Source organism: Streptomyces piniterrae (assembly GCF_005048155.1).
Classification (GTDB): Bacteria; Actinomycetota; Actinomycetes; order Streptomycetales; family Streptomycetaceae; genus Streptomyces; species Streptomyces piniterrae.
The window spans coordinates 421,715-441,449 of sequence record NZ_SUMB01000004.1; the positions used below are offsets into that span (position 1 = coordinate 421,715).

Annotated in this window: 7 protein-coding genes; all 7 read right to left on the reverse strand. The window is 72.4% G+C overall.

Annotation, left to right across the window (positions count from 1 at the left end; translation table 11 throughout):
* Positions 1–70: 70 nt before the first annotated feature.
* The 7 genes from FCH28_RS14430 to FCH28_RS14460 are packed head-to-tail and all read right to left on the reverse strand — an operon-like array spanning position 71 to position 19,719.
* Entirely contained in the window at positions 71–4,876 is a 4,806-nt protein-coding gene (locus tag FCH28_RS14430; protein WP_136740264.1) for a non-ribosomal peptide synthetase, read from the reverse strand.
* A complete protein-coding gene (locus tag FCH28_RS14435) occupies positions 4,873–9,060 on the reverse strand; it encodes a non-ribosomal peptide synthetase (RefSeq protein WP_136740265.1) in 4,188 nt (1,395 codons plus the stop codon). Before FCH28_RS14435 ends, FCH28_RS14430 begins: the two co-directional genes overlap by 4 nt.
* Positions 9,053–10,036 carry a 3-hydroxyacyl-CoA dehydrogenase family protein gene (locus tag FCH28_RS14440; protein WP_246102835.1) on the reverse strand — a complete coding sequence of 328 codons (984 nt, stop codon included), beginning with the start codon at positions 10,034–10,036 and terminating at the stop codon, positions 9,053–9,055. The genes FCH28_RS14435 and FCH28_RS14440 overlap by 8 nt, the downstream gene beginning before the upstream one ends.
* A gap of 32 nt (positions 10,037–10,068) precedes the next feature.
* Positions 10,069–15,510, reverse strand: coding sequence for a condensation domain-containing protein (locus FCH28_RS38525; RefSeq protein WP_136740266.1), 5,442 nt, complete (start codon positions 15,508–15,510; stop codon positions 10,069–10,071).
* Between the two features lie 27 nt (positions 15,511–15,537).
* Positions 15,538–17,433 carry a non-ribosomal peptide synthetase gene (locus FCH28_RS14450; protein WP_136740267.1) on the reverse strand — a complete coding sequence of 632 codons (1,896 nt, stop codon included), beginning with the start codon at positions 17,431–17,433 and terminating at the stop codon, positions 15,538–15,540.
* A 34-nt stretch (positions 17,434–17,467) separates the two neighbouring features.
* Entirely contained in the window at positions 17,468–18,517 is a 1,050-nt protein-coding gene (locus FCH28_RS14455) for an HAD-IIIC family phosphatase (protein WP_136740268.1), read from the reverse strand.
* Positions 18,514–19,719, reverse strand: a complete 1,206-nt coding sequence (locus FCH28_RS14460) for an acyl-CoA dehydrogenase family protein (RefSeq protein ID WP_246102837.1) — start codon at positions 19,717–19,719, stop codon at positions 18,514–18,516. The genes FCH28_RS14455 and FCH28_RS14460 overlap by 4 nt, the downstream gene beginning before the upstream one ends.
* Positions 19,720–19,735: the final 16 nt, after the last annotated feature.

Genomic DNA, 19,735 nt, shown 5'->3' on the forward strand with positions numbered 1-19,735 from the left:
TCGCCCTCGGCGACGTCCGGTCCTAGGTGGACGTCGAGGTCGCCGAGGTCGATCGCGATGCTCGTAGTCGTCAGCGTTCCTGCGGCCCTGACAGGTCGATGTCGTGTACCGGGATGTCCGGGGTGGCGGCGACCGTACTCAGCAGCCGTGTGAAGCGGGTGCAGAGGGTCTCGACGGTGGAGCGGTCGAACAGCTCGGTTCGGTATTCGACGACACCGTCGACGCCGTGGCAGGTGCCGTCGGCGTCGCGCCGCTCGAACAGGCCGAAGGTCAGGTCGAAGCCGGCGGAACCCCTGCCGACCAGGTCCACCGTGGCGGAGGCGCCCGGTAGCTCCAGCCTGTCGGGGAGGGCTGGTGTGAGAACCAGCATCACCTGGAACAAGGCTCGGCCGAACACGGCCCGCCCGCTCGCCGCCCGACGTGGCCCCTGTGCCTCCACGACCAGGTCGAAGGGCACATCCTGGTGGGCGAAGGCCGCCAGATCGGCCTGCGTGACCCGGCCGAGCAGCTCACGGAAGGTCGGCTCTCCCGAGGTGTCGGTGCGCAGTACGAGCGTGTTCACGAAGAAGCCGACGAGGTCGTCGAGCTCCGCGTCCGCGCGGTCGGACACCGCCGTGCCGATCGGGATGTCCGTACCCGCGCCGAGGCGGGTGAGCAGCGCGGCCAGTCCGGCGTGCGCCACCAGGAAGAGGCTGGCCTGCTCGTCCGCGGCCATCTTCAGGAGCTGCCCGTGTACGTCTGCGGGGACGGTGAAGGCGAACGTGTCGCCGGCGGTGTGCGCCGGGCGGCCGGACGGCGCCCGCTCCGTACGGTCGGCGGGTAGCGGGATGCGTTCCGGCAGACCGGCCAAGGTCTTGTTCCAGTAGGCGAGTTGGCCGGACCGCAGGGCGCTGGGCTCGTCGTCGGTGCCGAGCAGTTCACGCTGCCAGAGGGTGAAGTCGGCGTACTGGGTGGGTAGCGGCGACCAGTCGGGGGCGTCACCGGTGAGGCGGGCCCGGTAGGCGGTGCCGAGGTCGTCCAGCAGCCGGGGCAGCGAGGCGCGGTCGCAGGCGATGTGGTGGAGCAGGAGGAGCAGCGTCTGCCTGCGCGAGGTCTCGGTGCTGGACTTGGTGGTGGGCTCGATGGTGAAGAGGACCGTGCGCAGGGGGAGTTCGCTCTCCAGGTGGAAGGGGCGGCCGGCTGCGGCGCTCAACGCGGCCGGCAGCTGGTCCGGGGCTACGGGTTCGACCGTGAGGGCCGGGCGGGCGGCCGTGACCGGCAGGATGTGCTGGACCGCCTGGCCGTTCCGCTGCCGGATGAGGGTACGCAGGGTTTCGTGCCGGGCCGTGAGGTCGCCCAGGGCGGCACGGAGCGCCTCCTGGTCCAGCTCGCCGTCCCAGCGCAGCACCAGGGGAACGTTGTAGGTGCTGTCGGGGCCGGCGAGCTTGTGCAGGAACCAGAAGCGCCGTTGGCCGAAGGAGAGCGGGACCGGCTCGGCGCCGCGGTCCTCGGCCTGCGGGAGCCGAGGGACGGGCCGGGGACCCGGCGGCACGGAGGTGTCGCCGGGATGAGGCGTGTCGCCCAGGTGAGCGGCGAGCCCGGCGACGGTCGGGTGGAGGAAGACGTCCCTGACATCCAGGTCGGCCCGGGTGCCGAGACGGGCTCGGCGCACCATGGTGACCAGCCTTGTCGCCCGCAGGCTGTCACCTCCGAGGTGGAAGAAGTCGTCGTCGGCGCCCACCTGCTCCACGGCGAGCAGGTCGGCGTACAGCGCGGCCAGTTCGGCTTCCAGCGGCGTGCCCGGGGCGCGTGACGACGTGTGTGCGCGGGCCTGGGGGGAAGGGAGCGCCGCCCGGTCCAGCTTGCCGTTGGGGGTGAGCGGCAGCCTGTCGAGCGGGACGAACAGGGACGGGACCTGATGCGCCGGAAGCCGCTCGCGCAGCCATTCCCGGAGCCGGGCAAGAGCCGGCTCGGGATCGTCCGCCGCCGTCTCACGGGTGAGGACCACGTAGGCCACCAGCTGGGCGGCCTCGTCGGCTCCCTGTCCGCCGTCGTCCGCCCTGGTGCGGGCCGGACCGTGCGGAACGCCGGAGCTCGCCAGCACGGCGCCGCCCGCGACGCCGGGGGCGGCCAGCAGCGCCGCCTCGACCTCGGCCGGTTCGATCCGGAAGCCACGGATCTTGACCTGGTCGTCCGCCCGGCCGAGATACTCCAGTGAGCCGTCCCGACGGGCGCGTACGAGGTCGCCCGAGCGGTACAGCCGGGACCCGGCGGGGCCGAAGGGGTTGGCCACGAAGCGTTGCGCCGTCAACGCGGAACGGTGGAGATAGCCCCTGGCCACACCGCTACCCGCGACATACAGCTCACCGGCGGCCCCGGGGGGCACCGGGCGCAGCCGGTTGTCCAGTACGTACAGCCGGGTGCCGGCGATGGCCCTGCCGATCGGGACGACCTGCGCCGTGCCGTGGTCGTGCTCCAGGTCGAGCCGGGTCGAGAGGACCGCGGTCTCGGTGATGCCGTACATGTTGACCAGGACGGGCGCGGAGTCCTGGTGCCGCCCGTACCAGGAACGCACGACGGCTGGGGAGAGCGCCTCACCACAGAAGATGACCCAGCGCAGGGCCAGTTGCCGCCCCCGCTCCGGCTCTTCGGCGTCGGCCTGCTCCAGCGACCGGAAGGCGGAGGGCGTCTGATTGAGCACCGTCACACATTCCCGCACCAGCAGGTCGAGGAAGGCGCGGGGGGAGCGGCTCACCTCGCGGGGGACGACCACCAGTCGGCCACCGTGCGCGAGGGCGCCCCACATCTCCCACACGGAGAAGTCGAAGGCACAGGAGTGGAACATCGTCCAGGTGTCGCCGGGGCCGAAGCCGAACTCGGCGGCTCCCGCCTGCAACAGTGCGACCGGACCGCGGTGCGGGACCACCACGCCCTTGGGGCGGCCGGTGGATCCGGAGGTGTAGATGACGTATGCGGCATGGTCGGGCGTCAGCGGCCCCGTGCGGTCCGCGTCGGTCGGGTTGGCGTCGCTGTCGGTCGGATTGGCGTCGCCGTCCGTCGAGTCGGCGTCGCTCGTCACCGGCTCCGTCGCAGCCGACTCGGTCGTGGCCGCGGCGGCTCCCGTCGGGTCCGTCTCGGAGAGAACGCATACCGGCTGGGCGTCGGCGAGGATCCGCTCCGTGTGCTCCGGCGGCCATCCCGTGTCGAGCGGGAGGTAGGCCGCGCCGGTCTTGGACACCGCCAGGATCGCGATGATCACGTCCTCGGAGCGGGGAAGCAGGACGGCGACGGTGCGTTCGGGTCCGGCGCCGCGCCGGATCAGCGTCCTGGCCAGCCGATTGGCGCGCGCGTTGAGCTCGGCATAGGTGAGCTGCCGGTCGCCGTGGCCGACCGCGGGGGCGTGCGGGGTGAGTGCGGCCCAGTGCTCGAACAGCTCGGGGAGCGTACGGGGCGAGGGGGGTGCGGGTGTGTCGATGCCCGGTACGAGCAGCCTGCGCTCTTCCGGTGCCAGCAGATCCAGCTCTCCGACGGGGCGTCGGGGTTCGTCGATCAGCTGGTCGAGCAGGCGTACGCAGCGGTCGGCTTCGGCGGCGACCTCCTCGGGCTCGTACCGCCCGGCCTCGGCGTGCACCTCCACCATCAGGCCGGTCCGGCCGCGTTCCGGCCTGATCACGACGGAGAGGTCCTCCACCGCGCCGGTGTTGAGCTGTCTGAGGGTCATCGGCCGCCCGGCGAAACTGCCGCCGAAGCTGAACGGGACGATGTTCGCGGTCAGTTGGTACGGCGCCTGCGCCAACCCGGTGAAGCCGAGGTCGCGGCGGAGGTCCTCGTACCGATAGCGCTGGTGGTCGAGGGCGAGGGTGGTCGCCTCCTCGACGGTCCGGACCAGTTCGGCGGTGGGCCGGCGCACGTCGACCGGCACCCGCAGCGGGAGCACGTTCGACGCCGCACCGGTCACGGCGCCCACCGTCTTGGAGGTGCGGCCGGCGACCGGGAAACCTACGACGACCTCATCGCCCCCGCCGGTGCGGGCATGGTCCAGCAGGACGGCGGAGGCCGTCGCCACCACGGTCCAGGGGACGTCGAGTTCGCGTGCACGTGCGCGGAGGGCGGCCACCCGGTCCTCGGGCATCCGGGACGCACAGCGCACCGGTGCCCCGCCCGTCCGGCCGATGTCCGTCCGGCCGATGTCCGTCCGGCCGGGTATGTCACGGCCAGGTGCGGCGAGCCGGGACGTACCCGGCCGGACGGCTCCCGCCCAGCCGGCCATCTTCGCCATCCAGAACTCACGGTCGGCTTCGAAGTCGGGCGTGGAGCGGTAGGCCCGCTCGGCGTTGAGCAGGGTGTCCAACGGCACCTGGTGGCCGGGCTTCGGGGACTCGCCGCGCTCCAACGCCGCGTAGATCTCGCCGAGCCGTCGGGCGAACAGCGCCAGGCCGAAGCCGTCCACCACCAGGTGGTGGACGAGCAGATACCAGCAGACCCGGTCCTCGGAGAGGCGCAGGAACGCGGTCCTGAACGCCGGACCGTTCTCCAGGTCGAGCGGGCGGGGGAGGTCCGCCCGCATCCAGTCCAGCGCGGCGGCCATCGGTGCGGGTTCCCGCCGGAGGTCGACGACCGGTATGTGCCAGGTGGGGAGGGGGCCGGCCGATTGCCTCGGCTCCCCGGAGGCCGTGACGGCGAACCGGGACCTGAACGGCTCGGTCTCGGTCACGGCGAACCGGAAGGCCGCCTCGTACAGCTCCGGATCGAGATCTCCGGCAATCTCGAAGGCACTCGCCAGTTGGTAGCGGACCGGAGGCGCCAGCTGCTGCGCCATCCAGATCCCGTGCTGCATCGTGGTGAGCGGCATCGACGGGTGATCCGCCGCGGGCACCTGCTCCGGCTCGTTCCTCATGGAGTGTTCACCGACCCCTTCCGCGGTGCCTTGGAGGCCCACTGTCCGACGAGTACGCGGCCGACCTCGCCGAGCGCGGCGGGGCCTCCCATCTCCATGTGTGTGCAGTCGAGCGGCAGGATTTCGAGCGGCCCCTTGAGCAGCGGGCGCCACAGGCCGAGCACGGTCTCGGGCGGGTGTTCCCGCGCGGTGAACATCACGGTGTTCCCGCCGAACGGGCGGGGCTCGTGCAGGCCGGCGATCCGCGCGTTGTTGGTGAAGGTCCGGGCCAGCGCGGCGATCTGCTCCTCGTCGAACGAGGCCAGCAGTCCCTCCCGCGCACGGGTGATCTCCATGAACCGCGGATACGTCAGCGACTCCCCCGCCCGTAGGGAGGGGTCGTAGCCGAAGAATTCCAGGAGCATCGCGAGGACGTCCCGGCCGGCGACCGAATCCGGCGCGGCCTCGGCCGAGGCCGCGGCGGCGGCGACGTCCGCGCCCGCGGGGTAGGCATCCAGGATCGCCAGCGTCTCCACCGACTCGCCGCTCTCCTCCAGCTGCACCGCCATCTCGTGGGCGACCACCCCGCCGAAGGACCAGCCGAGGAGGTGGTAGGGGCCCGTGGGCTGGACGGACCTGACATGGTCCAGGTAGTCGGCCGCCATCTCCCGCAGGGACGCCGGCAGGTCTTCGGGGCCGTCCAGGCCGCGGGCCTGAAGGCCGTACACCGGCCGATCGGTGCCGAGCGGCGAGGTGAGTCCGGCGTAGCACCAGGAGAAGCCCACCGCCGGGTGCACGCAGAACAGCGGCGCCTTGTCGCCCGACTCCCGCAGCGGCAACAGGACTCCGCCGTCGGCCTCTTCGGACGTCTCCTGGGTGCCCCGCCGGCTGTTGCTCGCGGTGTCGTCGTCCGCCTCGGGCGCCACTTCGGTGGTGGTGTTCGGCCCGTCCGGGGCCGCTCGGCGCACGTCCTCCGTCTGCGTACGGTCCACGGCCTCCGGGCTCGTCGTACGGCTCGTCTCGCGTACGACGCGGGCCAGCGCTCGGACCGTCTTGTGCTCGAAGATGTCCTGCGGTGTAAGGACAAAACCCGCCCGACGCAGTCGACTCAGCAGCTGGATCGACATCATGCTGTCGCCACCGAGGTCGAAGAAGCTGACGTCCGGGGCGACTTCGGGGAGCCCGAGCACTTCGCGGAACGCCCGCGCCACCTGCTCCTCCCGCGCTCCGTGCGCTGTCGGCTGATCGGCCTCCAGCGGCCGTACGCCCGTCGGCGGCTGCTCGCGGTCGAGCTTGCCGCTGCCCGTACGCGGCAGCGCGGAGGCGGCCTTCAGGTCGGCCGGGACCAGGTGTGCCGGCAGCCGCTCGGCCCCCCAGTCCCGCAGCGCGTGGCGGCTGGGGGTGCGGGCTCCCTCGGCGGGCACCAGGTAGGCCACGAGCCGGGCGTCGCCACTCGTCCCCTTCCGGACGCAGGCCATGACCTCGGTGACGGCGGGGTGCCGGGCGATCACCGCCTCCACCTCGCCGAGTTCGATGCGGAAGCCGTTGAGCTTGACCTGGGCGTCCGCGCGGCCGAGGAAGTCGAGCTGCCCGTCGGGGCGCCAACGGGCCAGATCACCGGTCCGGTACATCCGCTCGCCGGGCGGGCCGAAGGGGTCGGCGACGAAACGCTCCGCGGTCAGCCCGGACCGGCGCAGATAGCCCCGGGCAAGGCCGTCTCCCGCCAGGTACAACTCGCCCTGGCGGTCGGCCTCCACATGGCGGAGCGAGCTGTCGAGCACGTAGGCGCGCACATGGCCCAGCGGCCGTCCGATAGGCGGTGCGCCCTCGGGTGCAGGACCGTCACCCGCCGAGGCGGTGGCTTGGACGGTGGCCGCGGTGGCATAGACGGTGGCTTCGGTGGGCCCGTACACGTTGAGCACCCGGGTGCCGGGCATGATCTCGCGGATCCGCGCGGCGAGGGAGGCGGGGAGTGCCTCACCGGCCATCGAGAGCGTCGTGGCCGACACCCTGAGACCGCCGGTCTCCATCAGCTTGGCGAACACGGAAGGGATGGCGCACAGCAGACCGCCCGACCAGCGCGGCGGGTCACCGTCGAGCAGCGACAGGAGATTGTCGACCACCTCGACACTGCCGCCGCCCGCCAGCGCCGGGAAGATCTCGGCCACCGACACGTCGAAGCTGAAGGAGCTCGCCGCCAGCACATGGGCCAACGACTCGGCGCCGAACTCGGCGGCCGCCCAGTCCACCAGCGCGACCACACCACGGTGCGGCACCACGACCCCCTTGGGCGTACCGGTGGAGCCCGAGGTGTAGATGACGTAAGCGGGATGCGAGGGCCGCAGCGGCTCGGGGCGGTCGGCGTCGGACGGTGCCGTGGGTGAGAAGTGCGCCAACTCCCCTGCGATTGCTGGGTCGTCGAGCCGGATGGTCGTGGTCAGCCGGCTCGCGACGTCCGCTACGTACGAGTCGGTGGCAGTGTCCGTCAGCACACAGACGGGTTCCGCGTCCTCGACCATGAAGCGGAGCCGATCGGCCGGATAACCGGGGTCGAGCGGCAGATACGCGGCGCCGGCCTTGAGCACCGCGAGCATCGCCACGAGTGTCCCGGCGCACCGAGGGAGCAGCAGCCCGACGACCGACTCCGGCCCGGCACCCCGGTCGAGCAGGAGCCGGGCCAGCCGGTTGGCGCGCTCGTGGAGTTCCGCGTAGGTGAGCTTGTCGTCGGCGCCGATGACGGCGACCGCGTCGGAGTGGCTCCGGGCGGCGCTCTCCAGCAGGTCGGTGAGGGTTCGGTGGTGTGCTCCGGAGGACGTGCCGCTCGTCCGGGAGTGATCGGCCGCCCGCTCCCCCGCCGCCGGCAGGTCGAAGGCGCCCAGCGGGCGCCCCGGACCGGCCACGGCCAGGGACAGCAGACGCCCGAAACGCTCGGCGTGCGCGTCGAGTTCGGCGGCGGAATAGCGATCCGCCGCACCGCTGAAGACGACCCGCAGCCGCTGGTCCATGGGGTCGTCGTCGAGTACGACACGTATGTCCTGGACCGGCTCGGGCACCAGGTCGTGGACCACCACGGACAGTTCACCGAACCGCACGTGGGTCCCGGGGGTGCGGATGTCGGCGATCGGCCCGAACAGCCGGGGCCGGTCGTCCGGCGCCCCGGCCGCGCGACGCAACTCCCGGTGGCCCAGCCGCTGGTGCCTGACCGCCTCGCGCGACTCCCGGGCGACGTCCTGGACGAGCTCGGCGAAGGTGGCGGCGGACCGCACCGTCAGCCGGAGCGGCACGAGGTAATCGCTCGCGTCCGGGACACGTCTGCCCACCCGGCTCGGCCGGCCGTCCAACGGCATGCCGATCACCACGTCCGTGGCATCGCTCAGCCGGTGGGTGTAGGCCGCCACGGCGGCGCACAGCACCGCCCGTACCGACACACCGCCGTGGCGGGCGGTGGCACGTACGCGGTCGGTGTCGGTGGTGTCGAGCGTCACCGGGCGGGAGTTCACCGGTGCCCGCAACCGGTCGGCGTCCCGGGCGGGAGCGGACGCGAAGGTCACCGGCTCGGGGAGGTCGGCGAACCGCCGGCGCCAGTGGGCACGGTCGGCTTGCTGCGCGGGAGACCCGGCGTACCCGGCCGCTGCCGAGGCCGGCTGGGCCCGGGTGGCCAGGGCGCCGTCAGCGGCCGAGCGGCCCTCGGCGAGCGCCGTGTACACCTCGGAGACCCGACGGGTGAGCAGCGCACAGCCGAAGCGGTCGACAACGGCCCGGTGGTGTCCGTGGAACCAGTGGTGGCGGTCCGGGCCCAGCCGCAGCAACGCCTGGGTGGACCAGAGCTGTCCGGTCTCCTCGCCGTCCCGTGCGAGCTCCACTCCCCGCTTGAGCGCCGCGCGGGTCCATGCATCGGCCGCGCCCCGCGGGTCCGCCTCCGTGCTCAGGTCCACCACGGGCAGCGGCAGGCTGTCCGGGATCCCCGGGGCGGGCGGTCCGTCCGGTCCCTCGCCGGCCGAGGGCACCCGCGGTGCGGTGGTCTCGGCCACGGCCTGGGCGACCGCCTTGCCCAGCGTGGTGAGGTCCAGGTCGCCGTGGATCTCCACGAGCTGGGCGATGTGGCTGCCGAAAGCGGTGGGCTCGGAACCGGAGGGTCGTACGGCACGCCGGGCGTCCTGTCCGGCGGCGGACATGTCGGTGGGCGCGCCCTGGCGGTCAGCCATGGTCGGTTCCTCCCCGCGCGATGAGGTGCGGTGGCGAGTACGGGTAGAAGCCACTGCCCGACTTGCGTCCCACGTTGCCCTCGGCGACGAGACGGGCCAGCAGGGGGCAGGGCCGGAAGCGGTCCTCGCCGGTATGCCGGCGCAGCACCTCCAGCGAGTCGACGATGGTGTCCAGACCGATGAGGTCGGCCGTGCGCAACGGCCCCATGGGGTGACCGAAGCAGTCCTGGAAAATACGGTCCACGGTCTCGGCGTCGGCGGTTCCCTCGCCCAGTACGGCGGCCGCCTCGTTGAGCGTCAGCATCAGCACCCGGTTCGTGACGAAGCCGGGGGCGTCACGCACCACGAGGGCGTGCTTTCCGAGGCGGGCGAGGAATGCCTCGGTGCGCTCCACGGTGAGATCGCTGGTCCCCGGTGCGCGGATCACCTCCACCGCGTCCTTGAGGGGCGCCGGGTTCATGAAGTGGGTGCCGATGACCCGGTCGGGGCGGGCGGTGAAGGACCCGAGGCGACTGACCGGGATGCATGAGGTGTTGGACGCGAAGATCGCCTCGGCTCCGCAGATCCGGTCCAGCTCGCGGAGGATCCCCTCCTTGATGTCCTCGTCCTCCCGGGCGCACTCCACGACCAGGAGAGCGGCCGCCATGTCGGCGAGCTCGGCGGACCAGGTCACGAGGGACTCGGTGCGGGACGTGGGTGCGCCCGCCTGTGCCTGCCGGGACTTCCGCCGCAGCAGGGTGGCCGTCCTGATCCCGGCGCGGAGCCGGGCCGGCCCCGAGGCCAGCGCCCCGGGGTCGTTGTCGACGACGACCACGGGGTGGCCGGCTTCGGCGAAGCACTGCGCCACACCGATCCCCATCGTGCCCGCGCCGACGATGCCCACCAGTGACCCGGCCGGAACGGTCTGCGCGGCTTGATCGGTCTGCCCGGTCTGCGCGGTCTGCGCGGTCTGTTGAACGTCTTTCTGATCGCCCACGGTTGCAGGTCTCCTTCGTCGTCCGAGCCGCGTCAGTCGGTGTGCGCGGGCCGTGCCGTGGCCGGCTTCGCAGATGTGCCTGCGCTGGTCGTCGTGTGGATGGGCCACAGGCCGGACAGCGGTGCACCGGGGGCGCGGGTGGCCGCACGCAGCATCGCGAGCAGCACGTCGACGAGAACCCGGGCGCTCGACCGGTCGAAGAGCTCGGTGCGGTAGTCCAACGAGATGGACAGCTGGTCCCGACCCGGCCCTTCGACGACGGACCAGGAGAGGTCCAGCTCGCTGTGGCCCGACGGCAGCGTGAGCCGTCCCGCGTCCGTGCCGGGCCACCGCACGGGGACCGCCTCCACCCCGGCCGCCGAGCCGAGTGTCGCCGGCAGCGCCTGGTAGGAGTACGCCACGTCGAACAGCGGTGCCCTGCCGGGCTCGTCGGGCAGTCCTGCCGCGCGCACGATGTCGGCGAGTGGCACATCCCGGTGCTGTTCCGCGTCGGTGATGGCGCGCCGCACCCGGTCGGTGAGCTGCTCGAAGGACGGGTCGTCGGCCAGGTCCAGACGCAGCGGCAGGCTCCGCGCGAAGGGACCCACCCGAGTGCGGGCCGCCGAGAGGGGAAGCGCCGTACCGGTCAGCCCGATGAGCGCCTCGTCCGCCTCCGTGTGCAGGGCGAGCAGGGCGGTGAGGGCCGCCAGCACGCTCTCCCTGGTCCCGGAACGACCCAGCGCGTGGGCGAGGTCGTCGGGAATCCGGGACCCGAGGGTGGCGGTGGCGCGGGTGCCGTGGGCGGGCCGGGCCCGGTCCAGCGGCGGCGCGCCATCGGCCAGCCCCGTCAGTGTCCGTCTCCAGTACGCGAGTTGGTCCTCCCGCAGGGGGCCTGTCCAGGGCTCGGTGTGCTCGCCGGACAGCTCGGGCAGCTCGGGCGGCTCGGCCCGGCGTCCGTCCACGCGGGCGCCGTACAGAGCGAGCAGGTCCCGGAAGAACACCTCCGGCTGACCACCGTCGTAGGCCTGCCGGTGGGTGGTCACCAGCAGGACGTGCCGCGCCGGGCCCGTCTTCGCGAGGAGCGCGTGGAGCCGCCGACCCGACGCCGGATCGAGTACGAGCGCGGCCTCGGCCTGCGCGATCTCCCTGGCCGTGAACAGGGGCTCGCTCTCGCCGGAGACGTCCGCGGTGGTGAAGAAGCCGTCGCCGAGCAACGAGCCCTGCCCCACGGCCTCGACGGTCCCGGCACGCAACACCTCATGCCGCTCCGCCAGTTCCTCCAGCGCCGTGCGCAGCGCGTCGAGCTGTACCTCGCCGCGCAGCTCGACGCAGCTGACGACCGGGGTGGCGACGGGGGTGGCGACCGGGCCCACCGGGGCAGCCGGCGTGTCCGGTCGGTCCGCGACCGGTCCGGCCGCCACGGGCGGACCTCCGGGGAGGTCGCTGAAGCACATGTCCTCGTTGTCCGCGACGGCGTGCAGCAGCTCCAAGAACGCCTCGGACATGGCGGAGATCGTGTCGGTGTCGAAGAGCTGCGTCGCGTACTCCATCATGACCACGATCTCGTCCTCGTCCGCCAGCTCGCCGACGACCATCGAGAGGTCGAACTTGGCGGTGCCGGGGGGCAGTCCCGGGAAATGCGGGATGATCTCCGGGTCGTGCGCCGGTCCGGTGGCGATCTCGCCGAAGGCGGCGGCCGGTGGCAGCGTCTGGTGCACGTACATCACGTCGAAGAGCGGGTTACGGCTCGGGTCACGGTCGGCCGCGACCTCGCGCACGACCTTGTCGAACGGGATCTCCTGGTGGTCCAGGGCGCCGAGCAGCACCCCGCGCTCCTGGCGCAGCAGCTCGCGGAAGCTCGGGTCACCCGACAGGTCCGAGCGCAGCGCGATGGTGTTGTTGAAGAAGCCGAGCAGACCCCATAGTTCGGGCCGGCTACGACCGATGGTCGAGGTGCCGACGACGATGTCCCGCTGGCCCGACCAGTGTGCGAGCAGCACTTTGAGCGCGGTGAGCAGCACCATGAACAGAGTGGCCGTCTCCTGGGAGCCCACCTCGCGCAGCCGCTGCACCAGTGCGCCCGGGATGGTGAACCCGTGGGTCGCGCCCGCGAAGTCCATCCGGTCGGGGCGCGGCCGGTCGGTGGGCAGTTCCAGCGCGGGCGGGTCGCTCAGCCGGTCGCGCCAGTAGCTCAGTTCACCGTCAAGGCGGGAGTCGGCCATCAGCCGGCGTTGCCAACGCGCGTAGTCCGCGTACTGCACCGGCAGCGGCTCGATGTCGGGGGCCCGGTTCTCCAGGCGGGCCGTGTAGAACTCCAGCAGCTCCTGCTTCTGGATCTGCGGAGCCCAGCCGTCGTTCACCGCATGGTGCATGCACCAGCAGACGATGTGGTCGTCATCGCCGATCCGCACGACGGTCACCCGTACAAGCGGATCGCGGGCGATGTCGAAGACCCAGCGCATGGCGGAGGTGACGGCCGCACCCGCCGCGGTCTCCGGGGCATCCTCGCCCGAGACATCCAGGTACGTGAAGAAGTCGCCGAGTTCGGGCCGGATCTTCAGCCCGGATCTGCCGTCGGTCTCGACGAGATTGGATCGCAGCACCTCGTGGCGCCGCGCCAGGTCCTCCCAGGCCAGCCTGAACTTCTCGATGTCCAGGGGGCCGCAGTACCTGGCGGCGCCGGGGAGGTTGTAGAGCGTGGTCGTCGGGTCGAGCTGGTGGTGGAACCACATGCGCTCCTGCCCGTACGACAGCACCGGCTCCCCGCCCGGGACGATCGGCGGCAACTCGGCGTCGTCGGGCACCTCGGGGACGACCGGGGCCGTCGGCGCGGCCGGGGCACTGGGCGATTCCGGCGCGGGAGGGTGCGGCACCCGGTCGTGAATGGCTTCCGCGAGCGCGCTGACGACGGGGTGGTCGTAGATGTCCGCCATCTTGAGCCGGACCCCGTGCTGCTCTCGTACCAGCGCCAGGAGCTGGACGGCGATGACGGAGTTGCCGCCGATGGAGAAGTAGTCCGCGTCGGCCGGGACCTCATCCGCGTGCAGCAGCTCGACGAGGGTCTCCCGCAGCCAGGCCAGTACGGTCCCGGATTCCTCGGTCGGTTGCCGGCCGGGTGCGCTGACCGACTCCTCGGGTGCCGGAGAGGGCGCTGGAGACGGAGCTGGTGCCGGAGCTGGAACTGGAGCCGGTACGGGAGCTGGCGCCGCTACCAGAGCCAGAGCCGGTACCGCAGCCGGCACCGGAGCAGCAGGCCGATGCGGCGCTTCGTCGAAGGACAGCACCTCGCCCAGTGGCCTGGCCCAGCAGCGCACGCCGGTGAACGGATGGCCCGGCAGCGGAACCCGGCCCGCCGAAGGGTCGGCCCGCAGCATCGACCAGTCCAGGGCGACGCCCGCCTCGTACAACCTGCCCAGCAGCTCCAGGACGGCGGCGTCGGGGTCGGCGTCGGCGGCACCGGGCCGCAGACGGAACACGCGGGCGTCCGCGCGGTCGTGGAGATGGGCTGTCAGCCGATCGCTGATCTCGCCACGGGACGCCAGCTCCACGAACACCACGGGTCCGTCGGCGAGTTGCTCGTCCGCCGCCGCGTGGAGCTGCTCCACCCGCAGCGGGTCGCCCGCCACCGCGGGGTCCTGCCCGCTGCGTGCGCGCCGCAGCGTGGCGGTGTCCTCGGCGCTGAGATCGCCCCGCAGGTACCGGGCGGTGTAGCGGGAGATCCCCGAACTCATCAGCCCGTCCGGCGAGACGCCGGCCCGGACCAGCCGCTGGTACGTCGCGAGCTGTCGGCCGACCATCGCGGCACAGTCGGCCGGTGCGGGCAACTCCTCCGGCAACTCGTCCGACACCTCGTCCGGCAGCTCGGCCGGCAACTGATCGCGTGGCTCGTCGGGTGTGGCGTCCGCGGAGAGCAGGAAGACCACCCGAGGTGCGGCCATGGAGTCGGTGCCGGCCGCCTCGGTCGCCTCGCCCGCCTCGGGCCGGCGCCAGGTGACCTCGGCGGCCAGGCGTGCGGCGAGCTCGGACGTGTCCCGGGCGACCACGGACGCACGGTAGGCGTCATGGTCCCGGCCCTCGTTCAGCGTCCGCGCGACATCGGCCAACGGGTGTGCGGTGTGGCGCAGTTCGAGCGACAGCCGCTCGCACTGGGCGAGCAGATCCGCCCGGCTGCGGGCGGACACCGCGACCAGCTGCGGTCTGCTGACGGCGGGGCGTACCGGGGCGGTCGCCGGGGGCTGCTCCACCACGCAGTGCGCATTGACGCCGCCGAGGCTGAACGAGCTCACGCCCGCCCGGCGTGTCTCGTCGTCCCACTGCTCGAGCGAGGTGACGACCTCCAGGCGGGCGCCTTCGAGATCGACCTCGTCGGCGGGCTCCTCGAAGTGCAGCGAGGGATACAGCTCACCGTGGTGCACGCTGAGTACCGCCTTGACCAGCCCGGCGATTCCCGCGGCGTGGTCCAGGTGCCCGATGTTGGTCTTGACCGAGCCCACCTTCACCGTACGGTCGCCGTCGGGACGGGCGAGGGCCAGGCCCTCGGCCTCGACCGCGTCGCCGAGCCGGGTGCCCGAACCGTGTGTCTCGATGTATCCGGCGGTCGCCGGGTCCAGCGAGGCACTGCCCCACGCCTTGGTGATGACCTGGGCCTGCGAGCGGGCATTCGGTGTGCTGATGGTCGCGGAGTGCCGGCCGTTGTGCACCACGGCGCTGCCGCGGATCACGGCATGGATGAACGCACCCTCCGCCAACGCCCGTTCCAGCGTGGTAAGGACCACCACCGCGCCGCCCTCGCCCCAGCCCGCACCGTCCGCGGCACGGTCGAACGCGCGGGACCGGGCGGTGGGCGAGGCGATGGCGGGGAAGTCGGCCAATGCGGCCACCGGCGGCACGATGTGGCGCAGGCTCACCCCGCCCACGACGGCGTGGTCCGCGTCGCCGTCGCGGAGTTCACGGCATGCCTGGTGGACGGCGACGAGTGAGCCGTTGCAGCCGGTGTCCACGCCGTAGCAGGGGCCGGTAAATCCGAAGAGGTGGGAGATCCTGGACGGCAGGGCGGCGGGGATGTTTCCGTTCATGCCGAGCGTGCCGTGCTCGCGCACCAGAGGTGCGTAGCCGTTGTTCGGCGAGCTGAAGATCACCGCTGTCCGGCTGTCCCGGAGCCCGGACGGGGCGTATCCGGCGTTCTCCAGCGCCTCCTGGGTGAGCTGGAGTGCCAGCCGGTGCTGCGGGTCGGTCACCTCCGCCTCCCGCCGGGACAGCCCGAAGCGCTCGTGGTCGAAGAGGTCGATCCGCTCCAGGTAGCCCTGCTCCGGATAGTCCTGCCGGGGATCGAGCCCGGTGGTCCGAATCCGTTCCGGAGGGATCGGACGCACCGAGTCCCTCCCCGCCCGCAGGTTCGCCCGGAAGGCGGCGAGGGAATCCGCCTGCGGGAATCGCGTGGCGATGCCGATCACCGCGATGGCCGGTCTGCCGTGTGCCACGCCCGTACCGCTCATGTCACCTCACCTCTCCGTTCACGCGTGTCAGAGCTCGTATGTGGCCGGTGGGGCGGGTTCCTGGCCCGGTGCGCGCTCGCCCAGGCGGTCGGCGATCCGCTGCGCCTGGGCGGCGATGGTGATGTGGTCGAACAGCTCGCCCACCCGCAGCGCCCCGGGCCATCGCTCGTCCAGCCTGTCGTGCAGGTCGATGACCTTGATCGAACTCCCACCGACGGCGAAGAAGTTGTCGTCCGGGGTCGAGTCGGAGTGCCCGAGGACCTCCGCCCAGATCCGTCCGACGGCGCGCCGGTGCCCGCTCCAGTCCCCGCCCGCGGTGCCCCCGGAGGCCTGCCGGTCTGTCGGGATCAGCGTGCGGAGCGCGGCCCGGTCCACCTTGGTGCTGCGGTCGAGCGGCATGTGGTCGACCGGTACGAACAGGGTCGGTGTGGCCTGCTCCATCAGTCGGCCTCGACAGTGTTCCCGCAGCTTCGCGGCGTCCAGTGGCCCACTGCCGGGTGTCGGCAGTACGAAGGCGATGACCTGCGGCTCGTCCTGCCCGGCAGGTTCGCAGACCACCACGGCCTGCTCCACGCCCGGATGGCGCTCCAGCACGCTCTCGATCTCGCCGAGTTCGATCCTGGCACCGCGGATCTTGGTCTGGTCGTCCGTTCTGCCGTGGTAGTGCAGCGCGCCCCGCTCGTCGACGCTGGCGATGTCCCCGGTGCGGTAGAGGCGCCCGCCCGGCCGCCCGTACGGGTCCGCGACGAACCGCTCGGCGGTACGGGCCGGCTGGTTCGCGTAGCCGAGTGCCACGAGGGAGCCGCCGACGTAGAGCTCGCCCCGCTCCCCGGCCGGGACTTCGCGCAGCCGCTCGTCCAGTACCAGGGTCTGCGTTCCCGGCCAGGGCCGCCCGATGGGGATACGGTCCCGGGACGGGTCCGGATCGATCTCCACCGTGCAGGCGATGGTCGTCTCGGTGGGCCCGTACTCGTTGACGAACCGGATCCCCGGCAGTCGCTCGTTGTGCGCGCCCACCAGCTGGGGGGTGGGCGCCTCACCCCCCACGACCACCACCCGCAGGGTGTCGGGCAGGCCGCCGGGATCCTGGAGCACCGCCCGGTAGTAGGAGGGAATGTTGAACAGGTGGGTCACACGGTGTTCCCTGGCCAGCCGGGCGAACTCCGCCACCTGCACGAGCTGTCGGGGGTCGGGGAGCACCAGCGTGTGACCGTCGGTGAGCGACCAGAACATCCCGCCGAGAATCCCGTCGAAGGACAGCCGCAACGCGATCAGGAAGACGGAGCGCTCGGTGCCGTACACCGACCCCCGGCAGCTGATGGACTCCGCGAACTGGCCCCGGCTGACCAGCACGCCTTTGGGCACACCGGTGGATCCCGAGGTGTAGGCGACGTAGGCGGGGCTCTGCTCGGGGACCGGTGGGTACGGGTCGGTGAGCAGCTCCTGGCCCGCCTCGACGAGCCGCGTCAGAGGGAGGTCCGCCGCGTCCACGACCGTCGGCGGGGCGGGCATCGCCGAGAGCGCGGAGGCCGGCACGGCGTCGCCGCCCTCGCTCAGCACCACCGCGCAGTCGACGTCCCGGCACAGCGCCTCGAACCTCCCGACGGGCAGGTCCGGTTCCAGGACCGCCCAGGTGGCACCGGTGCGCAGTGCGGCGAGCATGGCGATCACGGACAGCGCGCTCTGCTGCGTCCGGATGCAGACGACCCGTCCCGGCCGCAGCCCGTGCTGCCACAGCAGTCGCGCAAGACCGGCCGAGGCATGGGCGAGATCGCGGTACGTCAGCGAGACCCCGCCGATGATGAGCGCGGTCGCCTCGGGCGCCCTGACCACCTGGCTTCGGAAGGCGGCCCACACCGGCCGTACCTCCGCGGGGGCGTCCGCGGGGGCGAACTCATCGGTGGCACCGGGATGTCGGGTCATCGCAGCCTCGCTTCTGTGTCGTTTCCCGTGCCGGTCATGCCGCACCGGCGATCACGCGCGTGTGGCCTGGGGCCTTGGGCAGCGGGCGCTCCGGGTGCACGGTGAGCACGAGGCGGTCCTCGTCGGTGACCGTCGCCTCGTAGCCGGCGAAGCGCATCATGACCAGCATGTTCCGGTTGGCCTCGGTCGGGATGAAGTGCGCGACGGGGCGCCGGCCGGCCGTCAGGGCCTGCTGGATCAGATGGTGCAGCAGTACGCTCCCCGCACCGCGCGAGGCGACTCGGCAGGACATCAGCATCAGCCGCAGGACCGAGTCCCGCCCGACGAGTTCGGTGACGGCCAGGCCGATGGTCCCGTAGTCGCCGAAGCGGTCGCGGAGCGTGGCCAGCAGCACCTGATGGTCCGGTGCGGAGCTCAACCTGCGCAGTTCGTCGATGCCGTAGGTCAGTCCTGTGCTGTTGAGCTGGTGCGTACGGACGGTCAACTCGCTGGCCCGGGACAGGTCTTCCTCGGTGGCCGGGCGCACCTCCATGACCAGGTCGAGCGAGTCGAGGAACGCCTGGCGTCCTTCGGTGAACTCCTCCTCGGCCTCCTGGCGTTGCCACTCGGCCTGGTAGAGTCGGCGTCGCCCGGCGGCCTCCGCGGTGATGTGCGCGGGCCGGAACTCCCGGTATTCCGGCAGCTGTCCCACCTCCGCCGCCGTATAGCAGCGGACCATGGGGAGTTCGCTGGCGACCTCCGCCCGCTCCACCGGGTCGTTGTCGACGAACGCGATGGTGTCCAGACCGATGTTGAGGGCCTCCGCGATCCGGCGCACCGCACCGGACTTGGCGCCCCAGCCCACCTGCACCGCGCAGAACCAGTCGGCCAGCCGGCGTTCCGTCAGGTGACGCCGGGTGACACTGCGTTCCCCACGGCTGGCGGCGGCATGCAGGATGCCGCGACGGTCCAACTCGGCCAGGGTGTCCAGCGCCGAGGGGAAGGGGGCGGGATCGTCGCCCTCCAGCACCACCCCGTCCCACAGGGTGTCGTCCAGGTCCCACACCAGGCACTTGACGGTGGGCGCGCCCGCTGCCGCCGTCACGACGACTCTCCGGGAAGTCGGGGCCCGTCGGAGCGGTCCGTGCCGCGCGCCGCACCACCGAAGCGCCGCAACAACCTCTCGGCTATGTGAAGTTCGGACACTTCCTGTGCTCCTTCGATGATCTCCATGACCTTGGCGTCCCGGAAGTGCCGGCCCGCCCTGCTGTCGGGCGCGCAGCCGGCCGAGCCGAGCACCTGCACGGCGGCGCGGCTGCCCGCCGCCGCAGCGGAAGCGGCCGCGTACTTGGCCATGAGCGTCTCCGACACCCCGTGCCCCGGGCCCGAGGCCCGTGCCTCCGCGGCCCTGCGGGCGAGTTCCCGGGCCCCGGCGGCGTCCACCGCGGCCCTGGCCAGCAGCGACCGGACCAACTGGTGGTCCCCCAGGGGGATGTCGCCCTGCCGACGGACCGCGGCGTGGGTGGCGGCGTCCTCGACGCACGCCTCCGCCATGCCCACGCATCCCCAAGCCACCGTGAACCGGCCATGATCGAGCGCGGTGCCGGCGACATGAGAGAGCCCCAGGCCTGGAGGGGCGACGAGCTGACTCCGGGGCACCCGCACGCCGTCGAGGGACAGATGGGCGATCCGGGCACCCCGCATACCGAGCTGGCCGTTCACCGGCTCCCGCTCGACACCGGCGCGGTCCGCGTCCACGAGCACGGCGGCCGGCTTTCCCTCGTACTTCCCGAGGACCAGGAACACTTCGGCGACCGCACCGAAGGTGACCCACCTCTTGTGGCCGCTCACGACCAGTTCCTGGCGGTCCGACCGGCCCGACGCCTCGATACGGGTTTCCACCGAACCCAGCGCGCTGCCGGCGCCCTGCTCGGTCACCGCGAAGCCGGCGGTCAGCCGGCCGCCGGCCAGCATGGGCAGCCAGTCGGCCCGCTGCGCCTCGGTCCCCCAGCGCAGCAGCGCCGCCGCGACCATGCCCTGTACGGTCAGCAGCCCGCGCAGGGCGCTGCACTCACCACCGATCCGTGCGGTGATCTCCCCGAGCGTGAGCGGATGGAGGCCGACGCCCCCGTACCGCTCGGGCAGGTCCGCGGCGAGCAGTCCCGACGCGGCGAACTCCTTGCGCACTGAATCGGGCAGTCCGCCGTCCTGGTCCCAACCAGAGGCGCAGTCACGGGCGTTGGCCGCCCAATCGGCCGCGACCCGGGACAGACCCACGGGCTCCACGGGCGGCAGATCCGTCGTCACAGCGTCGGTCCCGCTT

Coding starts and splice junctions, on each gene's coding strand:
- FCH28_RS14430 (WP_136740264.1), bottom strand. CDS start 4,876: ATGAGGAACGAGCCGGAGCAGGTGCCCGCGGCGGATCACCCGTCGATG.
- FCH28_RS14435 (WP_136740265.1), bottom strand. CDS start 9,060: ATGGCTGACCGCCAGGGCGCGCCCACCGACATGTCCGCCGCCGGACAG.
- FCH28_RS14450 (WP_136740267.1), bottom strand. CDS start 17,433: ATGACCCGACATCCCGGTGCCACCGATGAGTTCGCCCCCGCGGACGCC.
- FCH28_RS38525 (WP_136740266.1), bottom strand. CDS start 15,510: ATGAGCGGTACGGGCGTGGCACACGGCAGACCGGCCATCGCGGTGATC.